This is a genomic window from Nocardioides sp. Soil796 (assembly GCF_001429525.1).
Taxonomy (GTDB): Bacteria; Actinomycetota; Actinomycetes; order Propionibacteriales; family Nocardioidaceae; genus Nocardioides.
The window spans coordinates 369,134-388,144 of the sequence record NZ_LMSQ01000018.1; the positions used below are offsets into that span (position 1 = coordinate 369,134).

At 67.4% G+C, this 19,011-nt stretch carries 28 protein-coding genes; all 28 read right to left on the minus strand.

Annotated features, from left to right (window positions below):
• Positions 1–175 precede the first annotated feature (175 nt).
• The 28 genes from ASH02_RS13155 to rpsJ all read right to left on the minus strand — a co-directional run bounded on the left by ASH02_RS13155 (position 176) and on the right by rpsJ (position 18,708).
• A complete protein-coding gene (locus ASH02_RS13155) occupies positions 176–1,243 on the minus strand; it encodes an LLM class flavin-dependent oxidoreductase (protein ID WP_200951150.1) in 1,068 nt (355 codons plus the stop codon).
• Positions 1,244–1,376: 133 nt separating this feature from the next.
• Positions 1,377–2,549 (minus strand): hypothetical protein, encoded by a 1,173-nt coding sequence (locus ASH02_RS13160; RefSeq protein WP_056681717.1) that lies wholly within the window; start codon positions 2,547–2,549, stop codon positions 1,377–1,379.
• A complete protein-coding gene (locus ASH02_RS13165; RefSeq protein ID WP_235529947.1) occupies positions 2,542–3,039 on the minus strand; it encodes a SigE family RNA polymerase sigma factor in 498 nt (165 codons plus the stop codon). The genes ASH02_RS13160 and ASH02_RS13165 overlap by 8 nt, the downstream gene beginning before the upstream one ends.
• A gap of 197 nt (positions 3,040–3,236) precedes the next feature.
• Positions 3,237–5,840 carry an FHA domain-containing protein gene (locus ASH02_RS13170; RefSeq protein WP_082563812.1) on the minus strand — a complete coding sequence of 868 codons (2,604 nt, stop codon included), beginning with the start codon at positions 5,838–5,840 and terminating at the stop codon, positions 3,237–3,239.
• Positions 5,841–5,894: 54 nt separating this feature from the next.
• A complete protein-coding gene (map, locus tag ASH02_RS13175) occupies positions 5,895–6,716 on the minus strand; it encodes a type I methionyl aminopeptidase (RefSeq protein ID WP_056681722.1) in 822 nt (273 codons plus the stop codon).
• Positions 6,717–6,720: 4 nt separating this feature from the next.
• Complete coding sequence (locus ASH02_RS13180) at positions 6,721–7,290, minus strand: adenylate kinase (protein WP_056684915.1); 570 nt, start codon at positions 7,288–7,290, stop codon at positions 6,721–6,723.
• A gap of 20 nt (positions 7,291–7,310) precedes the next feature.
• Complete coding sequence (gene secY, locus ASH02_RS13185) at positions 7,311–8,612, minus strand: preprotein translocase subunit SecY (RefSeq protein WP_056681725.1); 1,302 nt, start codon at positions 8,610–8,612, stop codon at positions 7,311–7,313.
• A gap of 194 nt (positions 8,613–8,806) precedes the next feature.
• Positions 8,807–9,247 carry a 50S ribosomal protein L15 gene (gene rplO, locus ASH02_RS13190; protein ID WP_056890012.1) on the minus strand — a complete coding sequence of 147 codons (441 nt, stop codon included), beginning with the start codon at positions 9,245–9,247 and terminating at the stop codon, positions 8,807–8,809.
• A gap of 1 nt (position 9,248) precedes the next feature.
• Entirely contained in the window at positions 9,249–9,431 is a 183-nt protein-coding gene (rpmD, locus tag ASH02_RS13195) for a 50S ribosomal protein L30 (RefSeq protein WP_056681735.1), read from the minus strand.
• Complete coding sequence (rpsE, locus tag ASH02_RS13200) at positions 9,431–10,042, minus strand: 30S ribosomal protein S5 (RefSeq protein WP_056681737.1); 612 nt, start codon at positions 10,040–10,042, stop codon at positions 9,431–9,433. The genes rpmD and rpsE overlap by 1 nt, the downstream gene beginning before the upstream one ends.
• A gap of 28 nt (positions 10,043–10,070) precedes the next feature.
• Positions 10,071–10,454: a 50S ribosomal protein L18 gene (gene rplR, locus ASH02_RS13205; RefSeq protein WP_056681741.1), complete on the minus strand. Its 384-nt coding sequence runs from the start codon at positions 10,452–10,454 to the stop codon at positions 10,071–10,073.
• A 2-nt stretch (positions 10,455–10,456) separates the two neighbouring features.
• On the minus strand, positions 10,457–10,999 hold the full coding sequence (gene rplF / locus ASH02_RS13210) for a 50S ribosomal protein L6 (RefSeq protein WP_056681744.1): 543 nt from the start codon (positions 10,997–10,999) through the stop codon (positions 10,457–10,459).
• 38 nt (positions 11,000–11,037) lie between these two features.
• Positions 11,038–11,457 (minus strand): 30S ribosomal protein S8, encoded by a 420-nt coding sequence (gene rpsH, locus ASH02_RS13215; RefSeq protein ID WP_056681747.1) that lies wholly within the window; start codon positions 11,455–11,457, stop codon positions 11,038–11,040.
• An 82-nt stretch (positions 11,458–11,539) separates the two neighbouring features.
• Positions 11,540–11,725, minus strand: a complete 186-nt coding sequence (locus ASH02_RS13220; protein ID WP_011757321.1) for a type Z 30S ribosomal protein S14 — start codon at positions 11,723–11,725, stop codon at positions 11,540–11,542.
• Position 11,726: 1 nt separating this feature from the next.
• Positions 11,727–12,293 (minus strand): 50S ribosomal protein L5, encoded by a 567-nt coding sequence (gene rplE, locus ASH02_RS13225; RefSeq protein ID WP_056681750.1) that lies wholly within the window; start codon positions 12,291–12,293, stop codon positions 11,727–11,729.
• A gap of 1 nt (position 12,294) precedes the next feature.
• Entirely contained in the window at positions 12,295–12,651 is a 357-nt protein-coding gene (gene rplX / locus ASH02_RS13230; protein ID WP_056681752.1) for a 50S ribosomal protein L24, read from the minus strand.
• Positions 12,651–13,019 carry a 50S ribosomal protein L14 gene (rplN, locus tag ASH02_RS13235; RefSeq protein ID WP_056681755.1) on the minus strand — a complete coding sequence of 123 codons (369 nt, stop codon included), beginning with the start codon at positions 13,017–13,019 and terminating at the stop codon, positions 12,651–12,653. Before rplN ends, rplX begins: the two co-directional genes overlap by 1 nt.
• A 118-nt stretch (positions 13,020–13,137) precedes the next feature.
• Positions 13,138–13,416 (minus strand): 30S ribosomal protein S17, encoded by a 279-nt coding sequence (gene rpsQ, locus ASH02_RS13240; RefSeq protein ID WP_056681758.1) that lies wholly within the window; start codon positions 13,414–13,416, stop codon positions 13,138–13,140.
• Positions 13,413–13,661 (minus strand): 50S ribosomal protein L29, encoded by a 249-nt coding sequence (gene rpmC / locus ASH02_RS13245; protein WP_056681761.1) that lies wholly within the window; start codon positions 13,659–13,661, stop codon positions 13,413–13,415. Before rpmC ends, rpsQ begins: the two co-directional genes overlap by 4 nt.
• Entirely contained in the window at positions 13,661–14,080 is a 420-nt protein-coding gene (gene rplP, locus ASH02_RS13250) for a 50S ribosomal protein L16 (protein WP_056681764.1), read from the minus strand. Before rplP ends, rpmC begins: the two co-directional genes overlap by 1 nt.
• Positions 14,081–14,083: 3 nt before the next feature.
• Positions 14,084–14,926 (minus strand): 30S ribosomal protein S3, encoded by an 843-nt coding sequence (gene rpsC / locus ASH02_RS13255; RefSeq protein ID WP_056681767.1) that lies wholly within the window; start codon positions 14,924–14,926, stop codon positions 14,084–14,086.
• Positions 14,926–15,363, minus strand: coding sequence for a 50S ribosomal protein L22 (rplV, locus tag ASH02_RS13260; protein WP_082563813.1), 438 nt, complete (start codon positions 15,361–15,363; stop codon positions 14,926–14,928). Before rplV ends, rpsC begins: the two co-directional genes overlap by 1 nt.
• Positions 15,360–15,641 (minus strand): 30S ribosomal protein S19, encoded by a 282-nt coding sequence (rpsS, locus tag ASH02_RS13265; protein ID WP_056681770.1) that lies wholly within the window; start codon positions 15,639–15,641, stop codon positions 15,360–15,362. The genes rplV and rpsS overlap by 4 nt, the downstream gene beginning before the upstream one ends.
• 6 nt (positions 15,642–15,647) lie before the next feature.
• Positions 15,648–16,484, minus strand: a complete 837-nt coding sequence (gene rplB / locus ASH02_RS13270) for a 50S ribosomal protein L2 (RefSeq protein WP_056681773.1) — start codon at positions 16,482–16,484, stop codon at positions 15,648–15,650.
• 31 nt (positions 16,485–16,515) lie between these two features.
• Positions 16,516–16,821: a 50S ribosomal protein L23 gene (rplW, locus tag ASH02_RS13275; RefSeq protein ID WP_056681776.1), complete on the minus strand. Its 306-nt coding sequence runs from the start codon at positions 16,819–16,821 to the stop codon at positions 16,516–16,518.
• Positions 16,818–17,732, minus strand: a complete 915-nt coding sequence (rplD, locus tag ASH02_RS13280) for a 50S ribosomal protein L4, sunset domain variant (protein WP_056681779.1) — start codon at positions 17,730–17,732, stop codon at positions 16,818–16,820. Before rplD ends, rplW begins: the two co-directional genes overlap by 4 nt.
• Positions 17,729–18,388: a 50S ribosomal protein L3 gene (gene rplC, locus ASH02_RS13285; protein WP_056681783.1), complete on the minus strand. Its 660-nt coding sequence runs from the start codon at positions 18,386–18,388 to the stop codon at positions 17,729–17,731. Before rplC ends, rplD begins: the two co-directional genes overlap by 4 nt.
• A gap of 11 nt (positions 18,389–18,399) precedes the next feature.
• Positions 18,400–18,708, minus strand: coding sequence for a 30S ribosomal protein S10 (gene rpsJ / locus ASH02_RS13290; RefSeq protein WP_008360994.1), 309 nt, complete (start codon positions 18,706–18,708; stop codon positions 18,400–18,402).
• Between the last annotated feature and the right edge of the window lie 303 nt (positions 18,709–19,011).

Genomic DNA, 19,011 nt, shown 5'->3' on the forward strand with positions numbered 1-19,011 from the left:
GCCGCATGGGCCTCATTTTCCCCAGACACACTCCCTCACCCGGGGGTGAGGAAACTCGATGTCCGGGCAGCCGCGAGGCACCACGAAACAGACCCACGTTGGGCCGACGCACCAGTCTAGTTGGTGGGCGCCGACATCCCTAATCAGGCCGGTTCGGCCGGTTCAGCCTCGAGGCTCAGCCCACGAACGCGGGAATCGCCGCGGCCAGGTGCCTGAGGGTCGCCTCACGGGTGGCTGCGGAGTCGACCGGCTCGCCGACGTACGACCCGGCGACGGGGTGCACCATGACCTCGTCGACGTCGAACTCCGCGGCCAGGTCCGCGATGCGCTCGGCGGCGGTGGCCGGGTCACCGATGACCCAGCGGCCGCGCATGCCGTTGACCAGTGGCAGGTGCGCGTCGGGGAAGCCGATCGCCTCGGCCTCCTCGACCAGCAGCTGGGGCCGGAGCTGCCCTCCTGTGCGGAGGGTGAGCATCGCGTGCAGCTGCGGGAGCGCGAGTCGCTCGGCCTCCTCGGTCGTCTCGGCGACGGAGGCGTTCACGGTCAGGAAGGTGCGGGGCTCGGGGTTCTCGGGCGAGGGCCGGTACGTCGACCGGTAGAGCTCGAGGGCCTCCGCCGTACCGCGGCCCGAGAAGTGGTGCGCGAAGACGTAGGGCAGGCCCTGGCTGGCGGCGAGGCGGGCCGAGTAGTCGGAGGAGCCGAGCAGCCACACGGTCGCCCGCGACGCGGCCCGGGGCGTGGCCCGCAGCTCATGGGTACGTCCCGCAACGGACAGGCCGACGCCGCCCTCGTCCATCATCGCGACGATGTTCTCGACGTACTCGGGGAACCGCTCGACCGCGTCCTCACCGACCCCGCCGGCGCCGTGGCGCAGGGCGAAGCTGGTCACCGGGTCGGTGCCCGGCGCGCGTCCGATGCCGAGGTCGATGCGGCCGGGGAACGCGGCCTCGAGGAGGGCGAACTGCTCGGCGACCACGAGCGGCGCGTGGTTCGGCAGCATCACGCCGCCGGAGCCGACCCTGATCCGCTCCGTGGCCGCCGCCAGCAGGGCGATCATCACCGGCGGGTTCGTCGCTGCGACGGCCGGCATGTTGTGGTGCTCGGCCACCCAGTAGCGCCGGTAGCCGGTCTCGTCTGCCACCCGGGCCAGGCCTCGGGTGGCGGCGACGGCGTCGGCAGTCGTCTGGTCGGTGCGCACGGGCACCAGGTCGAGCACGGACAGGGCAGGAGCAGGTGACGTCACACCCGGCCCAACGACGTCCGCACCGCCCCTATTCCAGCGACCCGTCGTGAGTTCGTGTTGACCTGTCGCCAGTTCTGGAACAAGCGACGGGTCAATCCGTATTCACGACAGGTCGATCAGAACAAGCGACAGGTCAACCGAGGAGACCGCGGAACATTCCCTCGCCGTCCTTGCCGGCGTACTCACCCCAGTTGACGGGCCCGGCAAGGTAGCCGCGGGTCCAGGAACTGGCCCAGGGCGCCACCGTCCGCGGAACCACAGGTGAGGCGGCGAGCGACTCGGGATCGCCCTGCGCCTTGTAGTGCCACAGGATCTGCGCGCACTCCCCCATCACCACGCCGGTCCACGCGGTCTTGCCACCGGCGCCGTTGACGCCGATCGCCAACCACTCGCCGTCGGGCTGCTCGGTGCACGGCCGGATCGGGTCGTAGTTCGCCGACGACTCCTCCACGACCTGGGCGTACTGCGCCGCGTCGTCCGTGTCGCGTCGTGCCGACCAGACCAGCGTGGTCTCGCCGCGATAGGTCATGTAGCTGCACACGGACAGGGACTCCGGCTCGATCTCGCGCAGTGTGCCGTCGGGCACGTCGTCCCACGTGGCGTCGGTGGCACAGCCGTTGGCGTCCACCTCGACCGACTCCGCCGTGGCCAAGATCTTCGTGCGGAGCTCGGGATCGTCGCTCGTGACCGTGACCGTGTCGTCCCCGACCTTCACCGTCTCGCGGACATAGCCGTTGCCGACGTCCACCGTCCCTGGCTGCACACCCACCGCGTCCAGCCAGACCGAATCCGACGTCGGCACACCAAGCTCCGACAGCTCGCGCCCGGTGAGGACCGTGCAGGCGTCGGTCATCATCACCGGACGTCCGACATACGGCGTGTTCTTCGGGATGAACTCGTAGTCGGAGCTGCCGGGTCGCACGAAGGCGGCAGCACCACAGTCGAGAGGTCGATCGTCGCCCGGGTCCACGTTGCGCATCGGCGCGCCACCCCATCCCCAGCTGGGTGGGACGCGCACCTGCACGCCGCCGTACGACTCGACCCGCCACGCGGGCGGTCCCCCGTCGTCGGTGGCCACCTCGTCGCCGCCGGTCGGTCCCGTGTCGTCACGGTCGATCGCCTGCCAGGCCAGTGGTACGCCGACCACCAGTGCGGCCGCGACGGCTGCCGCGGCGAGCCAGTTGCGTCGGCGGCCCGGGCGCGTGGCCAGCGGTTCCTCGAGGGAGTCCGCGGCCTCCTCGGCCCGTTCGGCCAGGCCCTGTCGCATGATCCGTTCGAGATCCTGCTCGGTGTACTTCTCAGTCATCGCCGGCCTCCTGCCGTTCGAGTTCGACCCGGAGGGCCGACAGTGCACGGTGGATCTGGGAGCGGACGGTCGACTCGGAGCACTCGAGGATCGCCGCGATCTCGCGGTCGCTGAGGTCCTCGTAGAAACGGAGCACCACGGCGGCACGCTGTCGCTCCGGCAGCGCCTGGCACACCCGCCAGACCGCATCGGCGTTGCTGACGCCTTCGGCCGGGTCGGGCGTACGCGCAATGTCGAAGACCTCGGCCACCGGGGACTGTCGCTTGCCCCAGCGGCGCCACGACGTGACGTTCTCGTTGATGATCATCCGCCGCACGTAGGCGTCGGGATCGTCGGTACGACGCACCGTGCCCCACCGCTCGAACGACCTGGTCAACACGCTCTGGAGCACGTCGTCGGCGGCCTCACGGCTTCCGGTGACGAGGTAGGCGAACCGGAGCAACGCGGGCACCCGCGCACTCACCCATTCGTCGAACTCGAGATCTGCCACCACCACATCCATGCACATCTCACGCCCCGGAGCCTCCCCATGTTGCACCAACCCCGAACTTTTTCTCCCCCTCCTCCGCGAACCGTGGGTTGTTGATGCGCGAGCCGTGGGTTGTTGATGCGCGAGCACCGGATTGTTGGTGGTCGAGGAGCTTGCGCCCGCGCCCGACCGCCTCGACCAGCGAGGCCGGCCGGAGGTCAGTGTCGGGGGGTGGCGCTGCGGCGGACCAGCCAGAAGGAGACGGCGAGGATGATCGCGGCCAGGATCCAGAGCATGCTCATGTCGAGGATCCACTGCGCGACGGTCTGGTCGTAGAGCGAGTCGAGGTCTCGTTCGTCCTTCGGCAGGCCGCGCTTGGCCTTGTCGAGATCGACGACCGCGGCGGTGGCCGCGAACGCCCACCGCGCCGGTGCCAGCCAGGCGAGCTGCTCGAGTACGGCGCGTCCGGCGACGGGCACGAGTGCACCGCACAGCACGAGCTGCACCATCACCAGGCCGACCAGCGCCGGCATGGTCTGTTCGTTGGAGGTCACCACGGCCGAGACCGCGAGCCCGAGCACCGCCATCGCGAAGGACAGTCCACCGATGGCCAGCGCCACCTCGAAGTTGCCCATGCCCAGAGCGCCGTCCTTGTCGGGACCGGGCAGGCCGACGGTGGCGATCCAGGTGACCAGCATGCCCTGCAAGAAGCACGCGGTGCCGAGGACGCTGACCTTGCTGAGGAGGTACATGCCGGGAGACAGGCCCACGGCGTACTCGCGCTGGAAGATCGGCCGCTCGCCGACCAGCTCCCGGATCGTGACCGCCGTCCCCATCAGGGCGGCGGCCATGATCAGGATCGTGAGCCTGGTCAGGGCTTCCTTGTGGTCCATCATGCCGCGCTCGTTGATCGTCCGCGCGATGCTGAATCCGTCGTCGCCGGGTACGACGCGACTCAGGCCGCCGAGCACCAGGGGCAGCAACAGCAGCATCATCAACAGGAGTCGGTCGGAGACGGTCACCGCCAGGTTGCGGCGGACCAGCGTCCAGTACTGCCGGCTCATCGACTGGAGCGGCGGCTGGGTGACGCCGGCATTCATCGCCGGCAGGCGGCCGGTCTCGACGGGCGCCGGAGGGGCCGGGATGCGCTGCCACAGGTCGGGCTCGTCGAGCAGGTCGAACACCTGCGGGTAGTCCCTGCAACCGAAGTGCGCGAGCACGCCGTCGGGCGGCCCGAAGTACGCACGACGCCCACCGGGCGCGAGCACCAGCACGTTGTCGCACACGTCGAGCGCCAGCACGGAGTGGGTCACCACCATCACGACGCGACCTTCGTCAGCGAGGGTGCGGAGCTGGTGCATGACGTCGCGGTCCAGGCCCGGGTCCAGCCCGGAGGTGGGCTCGTCGAGGAAGAGCAGCGGCGGTGCGGTGAGCAGCTCGGTCGCGATGGACACCCGCTTGCGCTGGCCACCGGAGAGCTGGGTGCCGATGCGGTTGTCGATCTGGCGCTCGAGCTGCATCTGGCCCACGACGCGCTGCACCCGGCTGGCTCGCTCGGCGGCCGTGGTGTCGGGAGGGAGCCGCAGCATCGCGGCGTACGACAGGCCCTGGCGCACGGTCAGCTGCGGGTGCTGGATGTCGGACTGCGGCACCAGGCCGATCTGGAAGCGGAGCTGTTCGTAGTGCGTGTAGAGGTCCTGACCCTGCCAGATGACTTGGCCGTGCGTGGCCGGGTTGGAGCCGGTCAGCGCTCCCAGCAGGGTCGACTTGCCCGCGCCGGACGGGCCGATCACCGCCGTCAGGCTGGACGGCCCGAGCTCGAACGACATGCCTTCGAGCAGCCGCTTGCCACCCTTGGCCACCGTGGTGAGGTTCTCGGCGAACAGGGTGAGGTCGGTACGGGTGGCTCGCACCGACAGGTTGGCGCCGGTCCAGCTGAAGGTCTGGTTGCCGAAGATGACCTCGTCACCCGGGTTCAACGGGGTGCTGCCGGCCAGTCGGTGGCCGTTGACGAAGGTGCCGTTGAAGCTGCCGAGGTCGTGGAGTACGGCGACGTTGCCGAGCGCGATCGTGGCGTGCTGCCGCGACACCAGGGGGTCGTCGATCACCACGTCGCACGTGCGCGAACGGCCGATGGTCAGCACCCGACCCTGCGGCTGGTTGGACGGGATGACCGTCTGGCCGTGCACCATCTGGCCCGGCGGCGCCAGCGGGATCGAGCTCTCGCCCGCGGGGTACCACGGCTGGGTCGGTGCCCCGGGTGCCATCGGCGGCGGCTGGAACTGCTGGGGCTGGTTCGGTCCCGGGTACGACATCGGCGGGACCCCGGCCTGCGGCGGGTACGTCGACGGGCCCGTGCCTGCCCGGCCTGCGTCCGGCTGCTGTGTCTGCGGGGGCGGGAACTGTGGCGCCGGGGACTGTGCGGCCGGGGACTGTGGCATCGGCGACTGCTGCGCGCCCGGCTGACCGGTGCTGGTGCCCGGGTTCGTGAGCGGAGCCGGGACCACCTCCACCTCGAAGGCGGGGCCCTCGGTGCCGCCGACGACCACGGTCACCGGATGCCCCGCGGGCAGCAGCTCCTGCGAGATCGGACGCGACCCGATGCAGGTGCCGTTGGTGGACTCGAGGTCGACCAGCACCCAGCCCTGGCGGGTACGCCGGAACTCCGCGTGCCGGCGTGACACGTCGGGGTGCGGCAGCGAGATCAACGCCTGCCCGTCGCGACCGACCGTCACCACCGCGTCGGCGAACTCACGCGTCTGACCGGCGACGGTCACCCGGAGGGTCGACAGCATGGCGGGCTGATGTGCCATGGTGCCCATGCGCTCCAACCTGTCCCGGATCGTCTACGTCGCGGCCCACGCTAACCGAATCGGTCAGCGTCCGCCGTACGGGACACCCAGTTCAGCGAGCTTGGCCTGGCCGCCGTCGAGTGCGGTCAGGATCCACGCACCGTCGGGTGTGAGGGTGAAGGTGTGCTCGTAGTGGGCGGCCCAGCTGCCGTCGGTGGTGACGATGGTCCAGTCGTCGTCGAGCACCGCGGTGCGCTTGGTGCCGAGGGTGACCATCGGCTCGACGGCCAGGGCCAGCCCACGCACGATCTTGGGTCCGCGACCACGCCGTCCGACGTTGGGGACGTTGGGCGGCTGGTGCATCTCGGTGCCGATGCCGTGGCCGGTGAAGTCCTCGAGGATGCCGTAGTCGCCCTGCGAGCGCACATAGCTCTCGACCGCGTGGGAGATGTCGCCGACCTTGCCACCCAGGCGTGCGGCCGCGAAGCCGCGCCACATGGACTCCTCGGTGACCCGCATCAGCTCGGCGACGTCGGCAGGGACCTCGCCGATGGCGACCGTGACGGCCGCGTCACCGTGCCAACCGTCGACGATCGCGCCGCAGTCGATCGAGATGATGTCGCCCTCGGCCAGCGCCCGGTCGCCCGGGATGCCGTGCACGACCTCATCGTTGACCGAGGCGCAGATCGAGGCCGGGAACGGCGGGTCGGCGTACCCCTTGAACGAGGGGATGCCGCCGCCGGACCGGATGTTGTCCTCGGCGATCGCGTCGAGCTCACCAGTCGTGACCCCGACCTTGGCGGACCGGCGCAGCAGCTCGAGGGTCTCCCCCACGAGCAGGCCGGCGACCCGCATCTTCTCGATCTGCTCGGGGGTCTTGATCTGGATCCCGCGCTCGAACACGATCGGGTCAGCTGCCTCGGGACTCGAGGGCGTCGAAGATGCGGTGCGTCACGGCGTCGATCTCGCCCATGCCGTCGACGTCGACGACGAGTCCGCGGCCGCCGTACACCTCGATCAGGGGTGCGGTCTGCTCGGTGTAGACCTCCTGGCGGCGACGGATCACCTCTTCGGTGTCATCGGCGCGGCCTTCGATCTGGGCACGCTGGAGCAGCCGCGAGATCAGCTCTTCCTTGTCGGCGGTGAGTACGACGACCGCGTTGACCGGGTGGCCCTCGCCGACCATCTCGTCGAGCTCCTCGACCTGGGCGAGCGTGCGCGGGTAGCCGTCGAGCAGGAACCCGGGCTCCGCGTCGGGCTGGGCCAGACGGTCGCGCACCATGGCGTTGGTGAGCTCGTCGGGGACGTACTCGCCGGCGTCCATGTAGCGCTGGGCGTCGACGCCGAGCGGGGTCTTGCCGGCCACGTTGGCGCGGAAGATGTCACCGGTGGAGATGGCGGGGATACCGAAGTGGTTGGCAATCACCTTGGCCTGCGTGCCCTTGCCGGCACCCGGCGGGCCCATCAGGATGATGCGCATTCCCTTGAGGTTGGAGGTCATCAGCGGAGGAATCCTTCATAGTTGCGCTGCTGGAGCTGGCTCTCGATCTGCTTCACCGTGTCGAGCGCGACGCCAACCATGATCAAGATGGAGGTTCCGCCGAACGGGAAGTTCTGGCTGGCCTGGATCACTGCGAAGGCGATCAGGGGGATCAGCGAGATGAGACCGAGGTAAAGCGCGCCCGGGAAGGTGATCCGGGACAGGACGTAGGACAGGTAGTCCTCGGTCGGCTTGCCCGCACGGATGCCGGGAATGAAGCCGCCGTACTTCTTCATGTTGTCCGCGACTTCCTTCGGGTCGAAGGTGATCGAGACGTAGAAGTAGGTGAAGAAGATGATGAGCAGGAAGTAGATCGCCATGTAGCCCGGGTGGCTGCCGTCGACGAGGTACTTCTGGACCCAGTTGATCCAGCCCGGCTGGTCGGCCTTGCCCTGGTTGAACTGCACCGCCATGGCGGGGAGGTACATCAGCGACGAGGCGAAGATGACCGGGATGATGCCGGCCTGGTTCACCTTGAGCGGGATGTACGTCGAGCTGCCGCCGAACATCTTGCGGCCGACCATGCGCCGGGCGTATTGCACCGGGATGCGGCGCTGGGCCTGCTCGATGAAGATGACGGCCGCGACCAGGATCAGGCCGATGACCATGACGATGGAGAAGGTCAGCCAGCCCTTGCTGGTCTGCACGCCCCACAAGGCACCCGGGAACGTCGCCACGACCTGGGTGAAGATGAGGATCGACATGCCGTTGCCGATGCCGCGCTCGGTGATCAGCTCACCGAGCCACATGATCACGGCGGTGCCGGCGGTCATGGTGATCACCATGACGAGGAACGTCTGGGTGTCTTCCTTGTGCAGGAGCGGGAGCTCACAGCCCTGCAGCAGCTGGCGGTTGCGGGCCAGGGCCACGATGCCGGTGGCCTGGAGCAGCGCGAGCGCGAGCGTGAGGTAACGGGTGTACTGGGTGATCTTCGTCTGGCCGGACTGCCCCTCCTTCTTGAGCGCTTCGAGCCGCGGGATGACCACGACGAGCAGCTGCAGGATGATGGAGGCGGTGATGTAGGGCATGATGCCCAGCGCGAAGACGGTGAGCTGCAGGAGCGCTCCACCGGAGAACAGGTTGATCAGGCTGTAGACCGAGTTGTCCTGGACGTCACTGATGCAGGACTGCACGTTCGCGGTGTTCACACCGGGTGCAGGGAAGGTCGAGCCGAACCGGAAGATCACGATGATCCCCAGGACGAAGAGCAACTTGCGTCGCAGGTCCGGTGTCCGGAAAGCGTTGGCGAACGCGCCTAGCACGTGATCCTCTTTCTCAAGTCAGTCGGTGATCGAGCTCGTCGAGCGCTGTGTCGAGCCTGTCGAGATGACCACACTGCCCCGGCCGGGCCAGAACTCGGGGAAGCCTAACAGGCAACTCAATGCCGCCCGCAGTCGAGACAGGGCGAGGGGCGCCGGACGAATCCGGGCCCCTCGCCTGTACTACGAATGTTCGATCAGAGCACCGTGACCGAGCCGCCAGCGGCCTCGATCTTCTCCTTGGCCGAACCGGAGAACGCGTTCGCGCTCACCTGGACGGCGACGGAGATGTCACCCTGGCCGAGAACCTTCACCGGGTGACCGTCGCGGACGGCACCCTTGCTGATCAGGTCTTCGACGGTGATGGTGCCACCCTCGGGGAAGAGCTCCGAGATGCGGTCGAGGTTGACGACCTGGAACTCCACCTTGAAGGGGTTCTTGAAGCCCTTGAGCTTCGGCAGACGCATGTGCAGGGGCATCTGGCCACCCTCGAAGGCAACCGGAACCTGGTAACGCGCCTTGGTGCCCTTGGTACCGCGGCCCGCGGTCTTGCCCTTGGAGCCCTCACCACGACCAACACGGGTCTTGGCGGTCTTGGCACCGGGGGCAGGACGCAAGTGGTGCAGCTTGAGCGTCATGTCAGTTCACTTCCTCAACGGTCACGAGGTGGCGCACGGTCTGGACCATCCCACGGATCTCGGGACGGTCCTCCTTCACGACCACGTCGCCGATCCGCTTCAGGCCGAGCGAGCGCAGGGTCTCGCGCTGGTTCGCCTTGCAGCCGATCGTGGACTTCTTCTGCTCGACCTTGAGCTGAGCCATTACTGGGCCACCTCCGCCCGAGCCTTGAGCAGGGCGGCCGGGGCCACCTGCTCGACGGTCAGGCCACGACGGGCGGCAACAGCCTCGGGCTCTTCCAGCATGCGCAGCGCCTCGACGGTCGCGTGCACGATGTTGATCTGGTTCGAGGAACCGAGCGACTTGCTCAGGATGTCGTGGATGCCGGCGGCTTCGAGCACCGCGCGCACCGGACCACCGGCAATGACACCGGTACCGGGGGCTGCCGGACGGAGCATGACGACGCCAGCCGCCTTCTCGCCCTGCACCGGGTGCGGGATGGTGCCCTGGACGCGGGGAACCTTGAAGAAGTTCTTCTTGGCTTCCTCCACGCCCTTGGCGATCGCCGCGGGAACTTCCTTGGCCTTGCCGTAACCGACACCAACCATGCCTTCGCCGTCACCGACGACCACCAGGGCGGTGAAGCTGAAGCGACGACCACCCTTGACGACCTTGGCGACACGGTTGATCGCAACGACGCGCTCGATGTACGCGGTCTTGTCGGCCTGCTGGCCTCCACGACCGTCGCGTCCACGGCGGTCACCGCCACCCTGGCGCTCACCACCGGCGCGCTGTCCGCGCTGGGGTCCGCTCATGAGAACTACCTCTTCCTTGTCTTTGCGATCAGAACGTCAGGCCGCCCTCGCGGGCGCCATCGGCAAGGGCCGCGATGCGGCCGTGGTAACGGTTGCCAGCGCGGTCGAAGACCACGCCCTCGACGCCAGCTGCCTTGGCACGCTCGGCAACGAGCTCGCCGACCTTCTTGGCCTTGGCAGTCTTGTCGCCTTCGAAACCACGCAGGTCGTTCTCCATGGTCGAGGCCGACGCGAGCGTCTTGCCGACCAGGTCGTCGACGACCTGAACACTGATGTGCTTGGTCGAACGGGTCACGACGAGGCGGGGGCGCTCCGTCGTACCGTGCAGCTTCTTGCGACCACGCTTCTGGCGACGCAGACGCGACGCAGTGCGGGTGGCCGTGTGCTTGTTGTGCTTCAGTGAGATCGCCATGGTCACTTACCAGCCTTTCCGACCTTGCGGCGGATGTGCTCACCCGCGTAGCGAACGCCCTTGCCCTTGTAGGGCTCGGGCTTGCGCAGCTTGCGGATGTTGGCCGCAACCTCGCCGACCAACTGCTTGTCGATCCCGGAGACACCGAGCTTGGTCGGTCCCTCCACGGTGAACGTGATGCCCTCGGGGGCGTTGAACGTGATCGAGTGGGAGTAACCGAGCTGGAACTCCAGCTGGGTCGGGCCCTTCGACAGGACGCGGTAACCCACGCCGACGATCTCGAGCTTCTTCTCGTAGCCCTCGGTGACACCCACGACCATGTTGCTGATCAGGGTGCGGGTCAGACCGTGCAACGAGCGGCTCTCGCGCTCGTCGTTCGGACGCTTGACCTCGAGTACGCCGTCCTCACCGCGCTCGACGGTGATGGGAGCGGCCACGTTGTGGCTCAGGCTGCCCTTGGGGCCCTTGACCGTCACGAGGCTCTGCTCGATCTGGACGTCGACACCCGAGGGGAGCGTGATGGGGAGCTTGCCAATGCGCGACATGCTTGTTCCTCTACCTTTCCTTGCTCTCGGTGTGCCGACTACCAGACGTAGGCGAGGACTTCCCCACCCACGCCCTTCTTGTTGGCCTGACGGTCGGTCAGCAGGCCCTGGCTGGTCGAGATGATCGCGACCCCCAGTCCGCCGAGGACGCGGGGCAGGCCCGTGCTCTTGGCGTAGACCCGCAGGCCGGGCTTGCTGATGCGGCGAACGCCCGCAATGGAGCGCTCGCGGTTGCGGCCGTACTTGAGCGTGATGGTCAGCGTCTTGCCGACCTCCGGCTCGCCCTCGGCTGAGACGTTGTCCTTCACCTCGAAGGAGGTGATGTAACCCTCCTGCTGGAGGATCTCGGCAACGCCCGCCTTGAGCTTGCTGTACGGCATGGCAACCGAGTCGTGGAACGCCTGGTTGGCGTTGCGCAGACGCGTGAGCATGTCTGCGATCGGGTCAGTCATCGTCATGGCCGGATTGGCCCTTTCTCCACCGTGGTTTCGTGCCCGCATCTCGGGCACGACCTTCAGCGATCGTTTTTGGTTTGGGGTCTTACCAGGAGGACTTGGTGACGCCGGGCAGCTCGCCGCGGTGCGCCATCTCCCGGAGGCAGATCCGGCACAGGCCGAACTTGCGGTAGACGGCCTTGGGCCGGCCACAACGCTGGCAGCGGGTGTAACCGCGGACAGCGAACTTCGGCTTGCGGGCGGCCTTCACCTTGAGGGCGGTCTTCGCCATGTCAGTTGCCTTCCTTGAAGGGGAAGCCGAGCTGCTTGAGCAGCGCGCGACCCTCATCGTCATTGGTGGCGGTGGTCACGACGGTGATGTCCATACCGCGCGACCGGTCGATCCGGTCCTGGTCGATCTCGTGGAACATGACCTGCTCGGTCAGACCGAAGGTGTAGTTGCCACGGCCGTCGAACTGGTTGCCGTTGAGGCCGCGGAAGTCGCGGATGCGGGGCAGGGCCAAGGACAGCAGGCGGTCGAGGAACTCCCACATGCGGTCGCCGCGCAGCGTGACGTGCGCGCCGATCGGCATGCCCTCACGCAGCTTGAACTGCGCGATGGACTTGCGGGCCTTCGTGACCTGCGGCTTCTGACCGGTGATCGCGGTGAGGTCCTTGACCGCACCCTCGATCAGCTTGGAGTCGCGGGCAGCCTCGCCGACGCCCATGTTGACCACGATCTTGGTCAGGCCGGGAACCTGCATCACGTTCGCGAACTCGAACTCGGCCCGGAGGGCGGGAACGATCTCTTCGCGGTAGCGCGCCTTGAGACGCGGTGCGTTGGTCTGGGTCTCAGTCATCTCAGATTTCCTTACCGGTCTTGCGCGAGACGCGGACGCTGCGCTGAGCGGTGTAGGTCGAACCGTCGGAGCGACGCTTGGTGACCTCGTCGCGACGGAAGCCGATGCGGGTGACGCCGTCACCCTCGACCAGCATCACGTTCGAGACGTGGATCGGGGCCTCGGTGGTCACGATGCCACCGGTGTTCCCGCTGCCCTGGTTGACGACCTTCTCGTGCTTCTTGACGCGGTTGACGCCCTCGACGATGACGCGGTCCTCGTCACGGAGAACGCTGATGACCTTGCCCTCGGCGCCCTTGTCCTTGCCCGCGATCACCTTGACGGTGTCGCCCTTCTTGATGTTCAGCGACTTACCCATCACAGCACCTCCGGGGCGAGCGAGATGATCTTCATGAACTTCTTCTCGCGCAGCTCACGACCCACGGGGCCGAAGATGCGGGTACCTCGCGGCTCGCCGTCCGCCTTGAGGATCACGGCTGCGTTCTCGTCGAAGCGGATGTAGGAACCGTCCTGACGACGACGCTCCTTCACCGTGCGTACGACGACAGCCTTGACGACGTCACCCTTCTTGACGTTGCCACCGGGGATCGCGTCCTTCACGGTGGCAACGATGGTGTCGCCGATACCGGCGTAGCGCCGACCAGAACCACCGAGAACACGGATGCAAAGGATTTCCTTCGCACCGGTGTTGTCGGCGACCTTGAGTCGCGACTCCTGCTGGATCATCGGGTTTTCTCCTGAATGTCGTGCCGGTTCTCAGCGCCCATCCCGAGACGAACGGGGCGTGAGCCTTGCCGAACTGATATTTGACGTAGAGCTGGTGAGGGCCTGGCAGGCCCTCCGATCACTTGGCCTTTTCGAGGATCTCGACGAGGCGCCACCGCTTGGTGGCCGACAGGGGGCGGGTCTCCATGATCAGGACCCGGTCGCCGATGCCGCACTCGTTCTGCTCGTCGTGGACCTTGAGCTTGCTGTTGCGGCGAAGGACCTTGCCGTACAGCGCGTGCTTCACGCGGTCCTCGACGCTGACCACGACGGTCTTGTCCATCTTGTCGCTGACGACGAGACCCTCGCGAACCTTGCGGCTCGAGCGGTCTGCCTCAACTGCGGTCTGCTCGCTCATGCGGCGCCACCATCCTTCTCGGCCTCAGTGCTGGTGCCCGGGGCGGATCGAATGCCGAGCTCGCGCTCACGCACCACGGTGTAGATCCGGGCGATGTCCTTCTTGACCAGGCGAAGCCGGCCGTGGCTCTCCAGCTGGCCGGTGGCCGCCTGGAAACGGAGGTTGAAGAGCTCCTCCTTGGCCTCCCGAAGCTTGGCTTCGAGGTCGACGCCGGAAAGGTCGTCGAGTTCAAATGCGGTGCTCATCAGAATTCACCAACCTCACGCGAGATGAACCGGCACTTCATCGGAAGCTTGTGCGCGGCAAGGCGCATGGCCTCGCGGGCAACTTCTTCGGTGACACCGGAGAGTTCGAACATGACGCGGCCGGGCTTGACGTTGGCAACCCACCACTCCGGGGAACCCTTACCGGAACCCATGCGGGTCTCGGCAGGCTTCTTGGTCAGCGGGCGGTCCGGGTAGATGTTGATCCAGACCTTTCCGCCGCGCTTCATGTGACGGGTCATCGCGATACGAGCGGACTCGATCTGACGGTTGGTCACGTAGGACGGCTCGAGCGCCTGGAGACCGTACTCTCCGAAGGAGATGCGGGTCCCACCCTTGGCAGCACCGGTCCGCTTGGGGTGGTGCTGCTTGCGGTGCTTGACACGACGGGGCATCAACATGGCTCAGGCCTCCCCAGAGGTAGCAGCGGTTGCCTCGGCCGCGGGGGCCTCGGCTGCGGGAGCCTCGGCGGCAGGCGCCTCGGCGGTGGCCGAACGGTCCGAGCGGTTGGGACGGTCGCCACGCGAGCCACGGCTCGGGCGCTCTCCGCCACGGCCGCCACGACCGCCACGACCGGGGGCACCGGCGCGGGCAGCAGCCTGCGCCTCGCGCTCGGCACGGGTGCCGGCGACCTCGCCCTTGTAGATCCAGACCTTCACGCCGATGCGGCCGAAGGTGGTGCGAGCCTCGTAGAAGCCGTAGTCGATGTCCGCACGCAGGGTGTGCAGCGGCACGCGACCCTCGCGGTAGAACTCGGTACGCGACATCTCCGCGCCGTTCAGTCGGCCCGAGCACTGGATCCGGATGCCCTTGGCGCCGGAGCGCATGGACGTCTGGATCGCCTTGCGCATGGCACGACGGAACTGGACACGGCCGGAGAGCTGCTCGGCAACGCCCTGGGCGACCAGCTGCGCGTCGACCTCGGGGTTCTTGACCTCGAGGATGTTCAGCTGCACCTGCTTGCCGGTGAGCTTCTCGAGCTCGCCGCGGATGCGGTCGGCCTCGGCGCCGCGGCGACCGATGACGATGCCCGGGCGGGCCGTGTGGATGTCCACGCGGACACGGTCACGGGTGCGCTCGATCTCGACCTTGGAGATGCCGGCCCGCTCCATGCCCTTGGAGAGCAGCTTGCGGATCGCGACGTCTTCACCGACGTACGACTTGTACAGCTTGTCGGCGTACCAACGGCTCTTGTGGTCCGTCGAGATGCCGAGGCGGAAGCCGTTCGGGTTGATTTTCTGCCCCATCAGGCAGTCCGTCCCTTCTTCACGTTCTTCTGCGCAGCGACGACGTCCGCCGGCTGCACAACAAGAGTGATGTGGCTGGTGCGCTTGTTGATCCGGGTGGCCCGGCCCTGCGCACGCGGGCGCCAACGCTTCATCGTCGGACCCTCGTCGACCATCGCGGTCGAGATCACCAGGGTGCCGGCGTCCAGCCCCTCGGTGGTCTCGGCGTTCGCAACGGCGCTCTCGAGGATCTTGAACACGGTCTCGGCGGCCGACTGCGGCGCGAACTGCAGCAGCGCGAGGGCGTCCTCGACGGGCAGACCGCGAACCATGTCGACGACACGGCGGGCCTTCATCGGGGTGATCCGCACGAAGCGGGCGCTCGCGAAGGCGCCGGGCTGGTCACCGAGAAGCGAATCGCGGCGTGCGCTGGTGCGCTTACGCTCTGTGACACTCATCGACGACGTCCCTTCCGGTCTTCCTTCACGTGCCCGCGGTAGGTGCGGGTCGGGGCAAATTCACCGAGCTTGTGGCCGACCATCGAGTCGGACACGAAGACGGGAACGTGCTTGCGACCGTCGTGCACGGCGATGGTGTGACCGATCATGTCGGGCACGATCATCGACCGGCGCGACCAGGTCTTGATGACGTTGTGCGAGCCCTTTTCGTTTTCGGCGTCCACCTTCTTCTGCAGGTGGCCGTCGACGAACGGGCCCTTCTTCAGGCTACGAGGCATAGTCGGTTACTTCCTACCCTTGCCGGACTTGCGGCGACGAATGATCTGGGAGTCGGAGGCCTTGCGCTTGCGCGTGCGGCCCTCGGGCTTGCCCCAGGGGGACACCGGGTGGCGACCACCGGACGTCTTGCCCTCACCACCACCGTGCGGGTGGTCGACCGGGTTCATGACGACACCACGGACGGTCGGGCGCTTGCCCTTCCAGCGCATGCGGCCGGCCTTGCCCCAGTTGATGTTCGACTGCTCGGCGTTGCCGACCTCACCGATCGTGGCGCGGCAGCGCACGTCGACGAAGCGCATCTCGCCGGACGGCATGCGCAGTGTGGCGCGCGAGCCCTCCTTGGCGACGAGCTGGGCCGAGTTGCCGGCCGAGCGGGCGATCTTCGCTCCGCCGCCCGGACGAAGCTCCACACAGTGGATCGTCGAACCGACGGGGATGTTGCGCAGCGGCAGGTTGTTGCCCGGCTTGATGTCGGCGTTGGCGCCCGACTCGACCGGCGTGCCCTGCTCCAGGCCCTTCGGCGCGATGATGTAGCGCTTCTCGCCGTCGGCGTAGTGCAGCAGCGCGATGCGCGCGGTGCGGTTGGGGTCGTACTCGATGTGCGCGACCTTGGCCGGGACACCGTCCTTGTCGTAGCGACGGAAGTCGATGACGCGGTAGGCACGCTTGTGACCGCCACCCTGGTGACGCGTGGTGATGCGTCCCTGGTTGTTGCGGCCGCCCTTCTTGGGCAGCGGGCGCGTCAGCGACTTCTCCGGAGTGGTCCGGGTGATCTCGACGAAGTCGGCGACCGACGAGCCACGACGGCCCGGGGTAGTCGGCTTGTACTTGCGGATAGCCATTTTCTCTCAGTCCTCTGCTAGAAGGCGCCGGTCAGGAGACCGGGCCCCCGAAGATGTCGATGCGGTGGCCCTCAGCGAGGCTGACGATGGCGCGCTTGGTGTCCGCGCGCTTGCCCATGCCGAAACGCGTACGACGCGTCTTGCCCTGGCGGTTGATCGTGTTGACCGACGTGACCTTGACGTTGAACACCTTCTCGACCGCGATCTTGATCTCGGTCTTGTTGGCGTCGGGACGCACGACGAAGGTGTACTTGTTGGCGTCGAGAAGGGCGTAGCTCTTCTCGGACACGACCGGCGCGATCAGGATGTCGCGGGGGTCCTTGTTCAGGGTGCTCACTTGTCGTCCTCCTCAGTGGCAGCAGCCTTCTTGCCGGCCTCGACGAAGCCAGCGGCCTCGGCGTCGGCAGCGGTCTTGAACCAGACCTCGGCCACCGTGGCGTCGTACCAGCGGCCACCGGGGGCGTGGTACTTCATGGAGTCCTTGTTGCCCTTGATCTCGTAGCCCTCGGGCGCGTCGCCGTTCTCCAGCGGCTGTGCGCCACCGGCGTGGTCGGCGTCGTCGACGGCTGCGAAGGCCTTGACCTCGGCGGCCGGGGCCTCCGTGGTCTCGGACTCAGCGGCAACGGCCTTGACCGACTTGCCCTTCGGCGTACCGGCCACCAGGGCGTCGAACGAGCCCTTGGTGAAGACCACGTCGTCGGAGTGCAGGACGTCGTAGGTGTTGAGCTGGTCGACGGCCAGGATGTGGACGTTCGGCGCGTTGCGCAGGGACAGCCAGGTGAGGTTGTCGCCACGCTCGAGCACGACCAGGAAGTTCTTGCGCTCGCTGAGCGAGGCCAGGGCGGCAATGGCGTCCTTGGTCGACGGCTTGGAGCCGGAGACGAGGGACTCGACCACGTGGATGCGGTCGTTGACGGCCCGGTCGGTCAGCGCGCCCTTGAGGGCGGCGGCCTTCATCTTCTTGGGGGTGCGCTGGTCGTAGTCACGCGGCTGCGGACCGTGGACGATGCCACCGCCGGCGAACTGCGGCGCGCGGGTCGAGCCCTGACGGGCGCGGCCGGTGCCCTTCTGCTTGTAGGGCTTGCGACCACCACCGCGCACCTCGGCGCGCGTCTTGGTGGAGTGCGTCCCCTGACGCGCAGCGGCCTGCTGGGCCACGACGACCTGGTGGATCAGCGGGATGCTGACCTGGACGTCGAAGATCTCGGCGGGGAGGTCGACCTTGGCGACCTTCGCGTTGGTGCTCACTGGGAGACCTCCTTCTTGACGGCCGAGCGCAGGACGACGAGCCCACCCTTGGGGCCGGGAACGGCACCCTTGAGCAGCACGAGGCCCTTCTCGACGTCGACGGCGTGGACGGTGACGTTCTGGGTGGTGATCGTGTCGCCACCCATCCGGCCGGCCATGCGCATGCCCTTGAAGACACGACCCGGAGTGGCGCAGGCGCCGATCGAGCCGGGCTTGCGGTGGTTGCGGTGGGCACCGTGCGAGGCGGACACACCGTGGAAGCCGTGACGCTTCATGACACCGGCGTAGCCCTTGCCCTTGCTGGTGCCGGTGACGTCGATCTCGTCGCCGGCGGCGAACAGCTCGGGGCTGATCTCCTGGCCGACGGAGTACGACGCGGCGTCAGCGGTGCGGATCTCGACGAGGTGACGGCGCGGCGTGACGCCGGCCTTCTCGAAGTGACCCGAGGCAGGCTTGGTGACCTTGCGTCCCTCGATCTCGCCGAAGCCGATCTGGATGGCGTTGTAGCCATCGGTCTCGGGCTGGCGGACCTGGGTGACGACGTTGGTCGAAGCCGCGATCACGGTGACGGGGACGATCTTGTTGTTCTCGTCCCAGGTCTGGGTCATGCCCAGCTTGGTGCCTACAAGGCCCTTGATGTTGTGTTCAGTAGTCATGACTCCCGACCTCAGAGCTTGATCTCGATGTCGACACCGGCAGGCAGGTCGAGGCGCATGAGCGAGTCGACCGTCTTCGGCGTGGGGTCAATGATGTCGATGAGGCGCTTGTGGGTGCGCATCTCGAAGTGCTCGCGGGAGTCCTTGTACTTGTGCGGCGAGCGAATCACGCAATAGACGTTCTTCTCGGTCGGCAGCGGCACAGGGCCGGCGACCTTCGCGCCCGTACGGGTCACGGTGTCAACAATCTTCCGCGCCGAGGTGTCGATCACCTCGTGGTCATAGGCCTTGAGCCTGATGCGGATCTTCTGTCCCGCCATAGGTCTCTCTCGTCCCTTGTCTCTAGTACCGGTGTGGGTACCGCGTGCAGTCTGTCTCGACACGACTCCGGGTGAAGTCGTCCCGCCGCGCTCCGCCGACCCCCGCGGTCGGGCGTGTCGCGCTGACTTCGCGCAACTACAGCCGTGATTCCGCTGGATTTGTTGGTGGCGCCCGACGGGTTCGTCGAGCTGATCGGGTCTCCCTCTGATGGCTCAGAGCGGTGCGGACGCACGCCGACCACCGATCTCGAACTCAAGAGACGCGATTCAGTAGTCAAGTTTGCCGCACCCCGGCGACCCGCC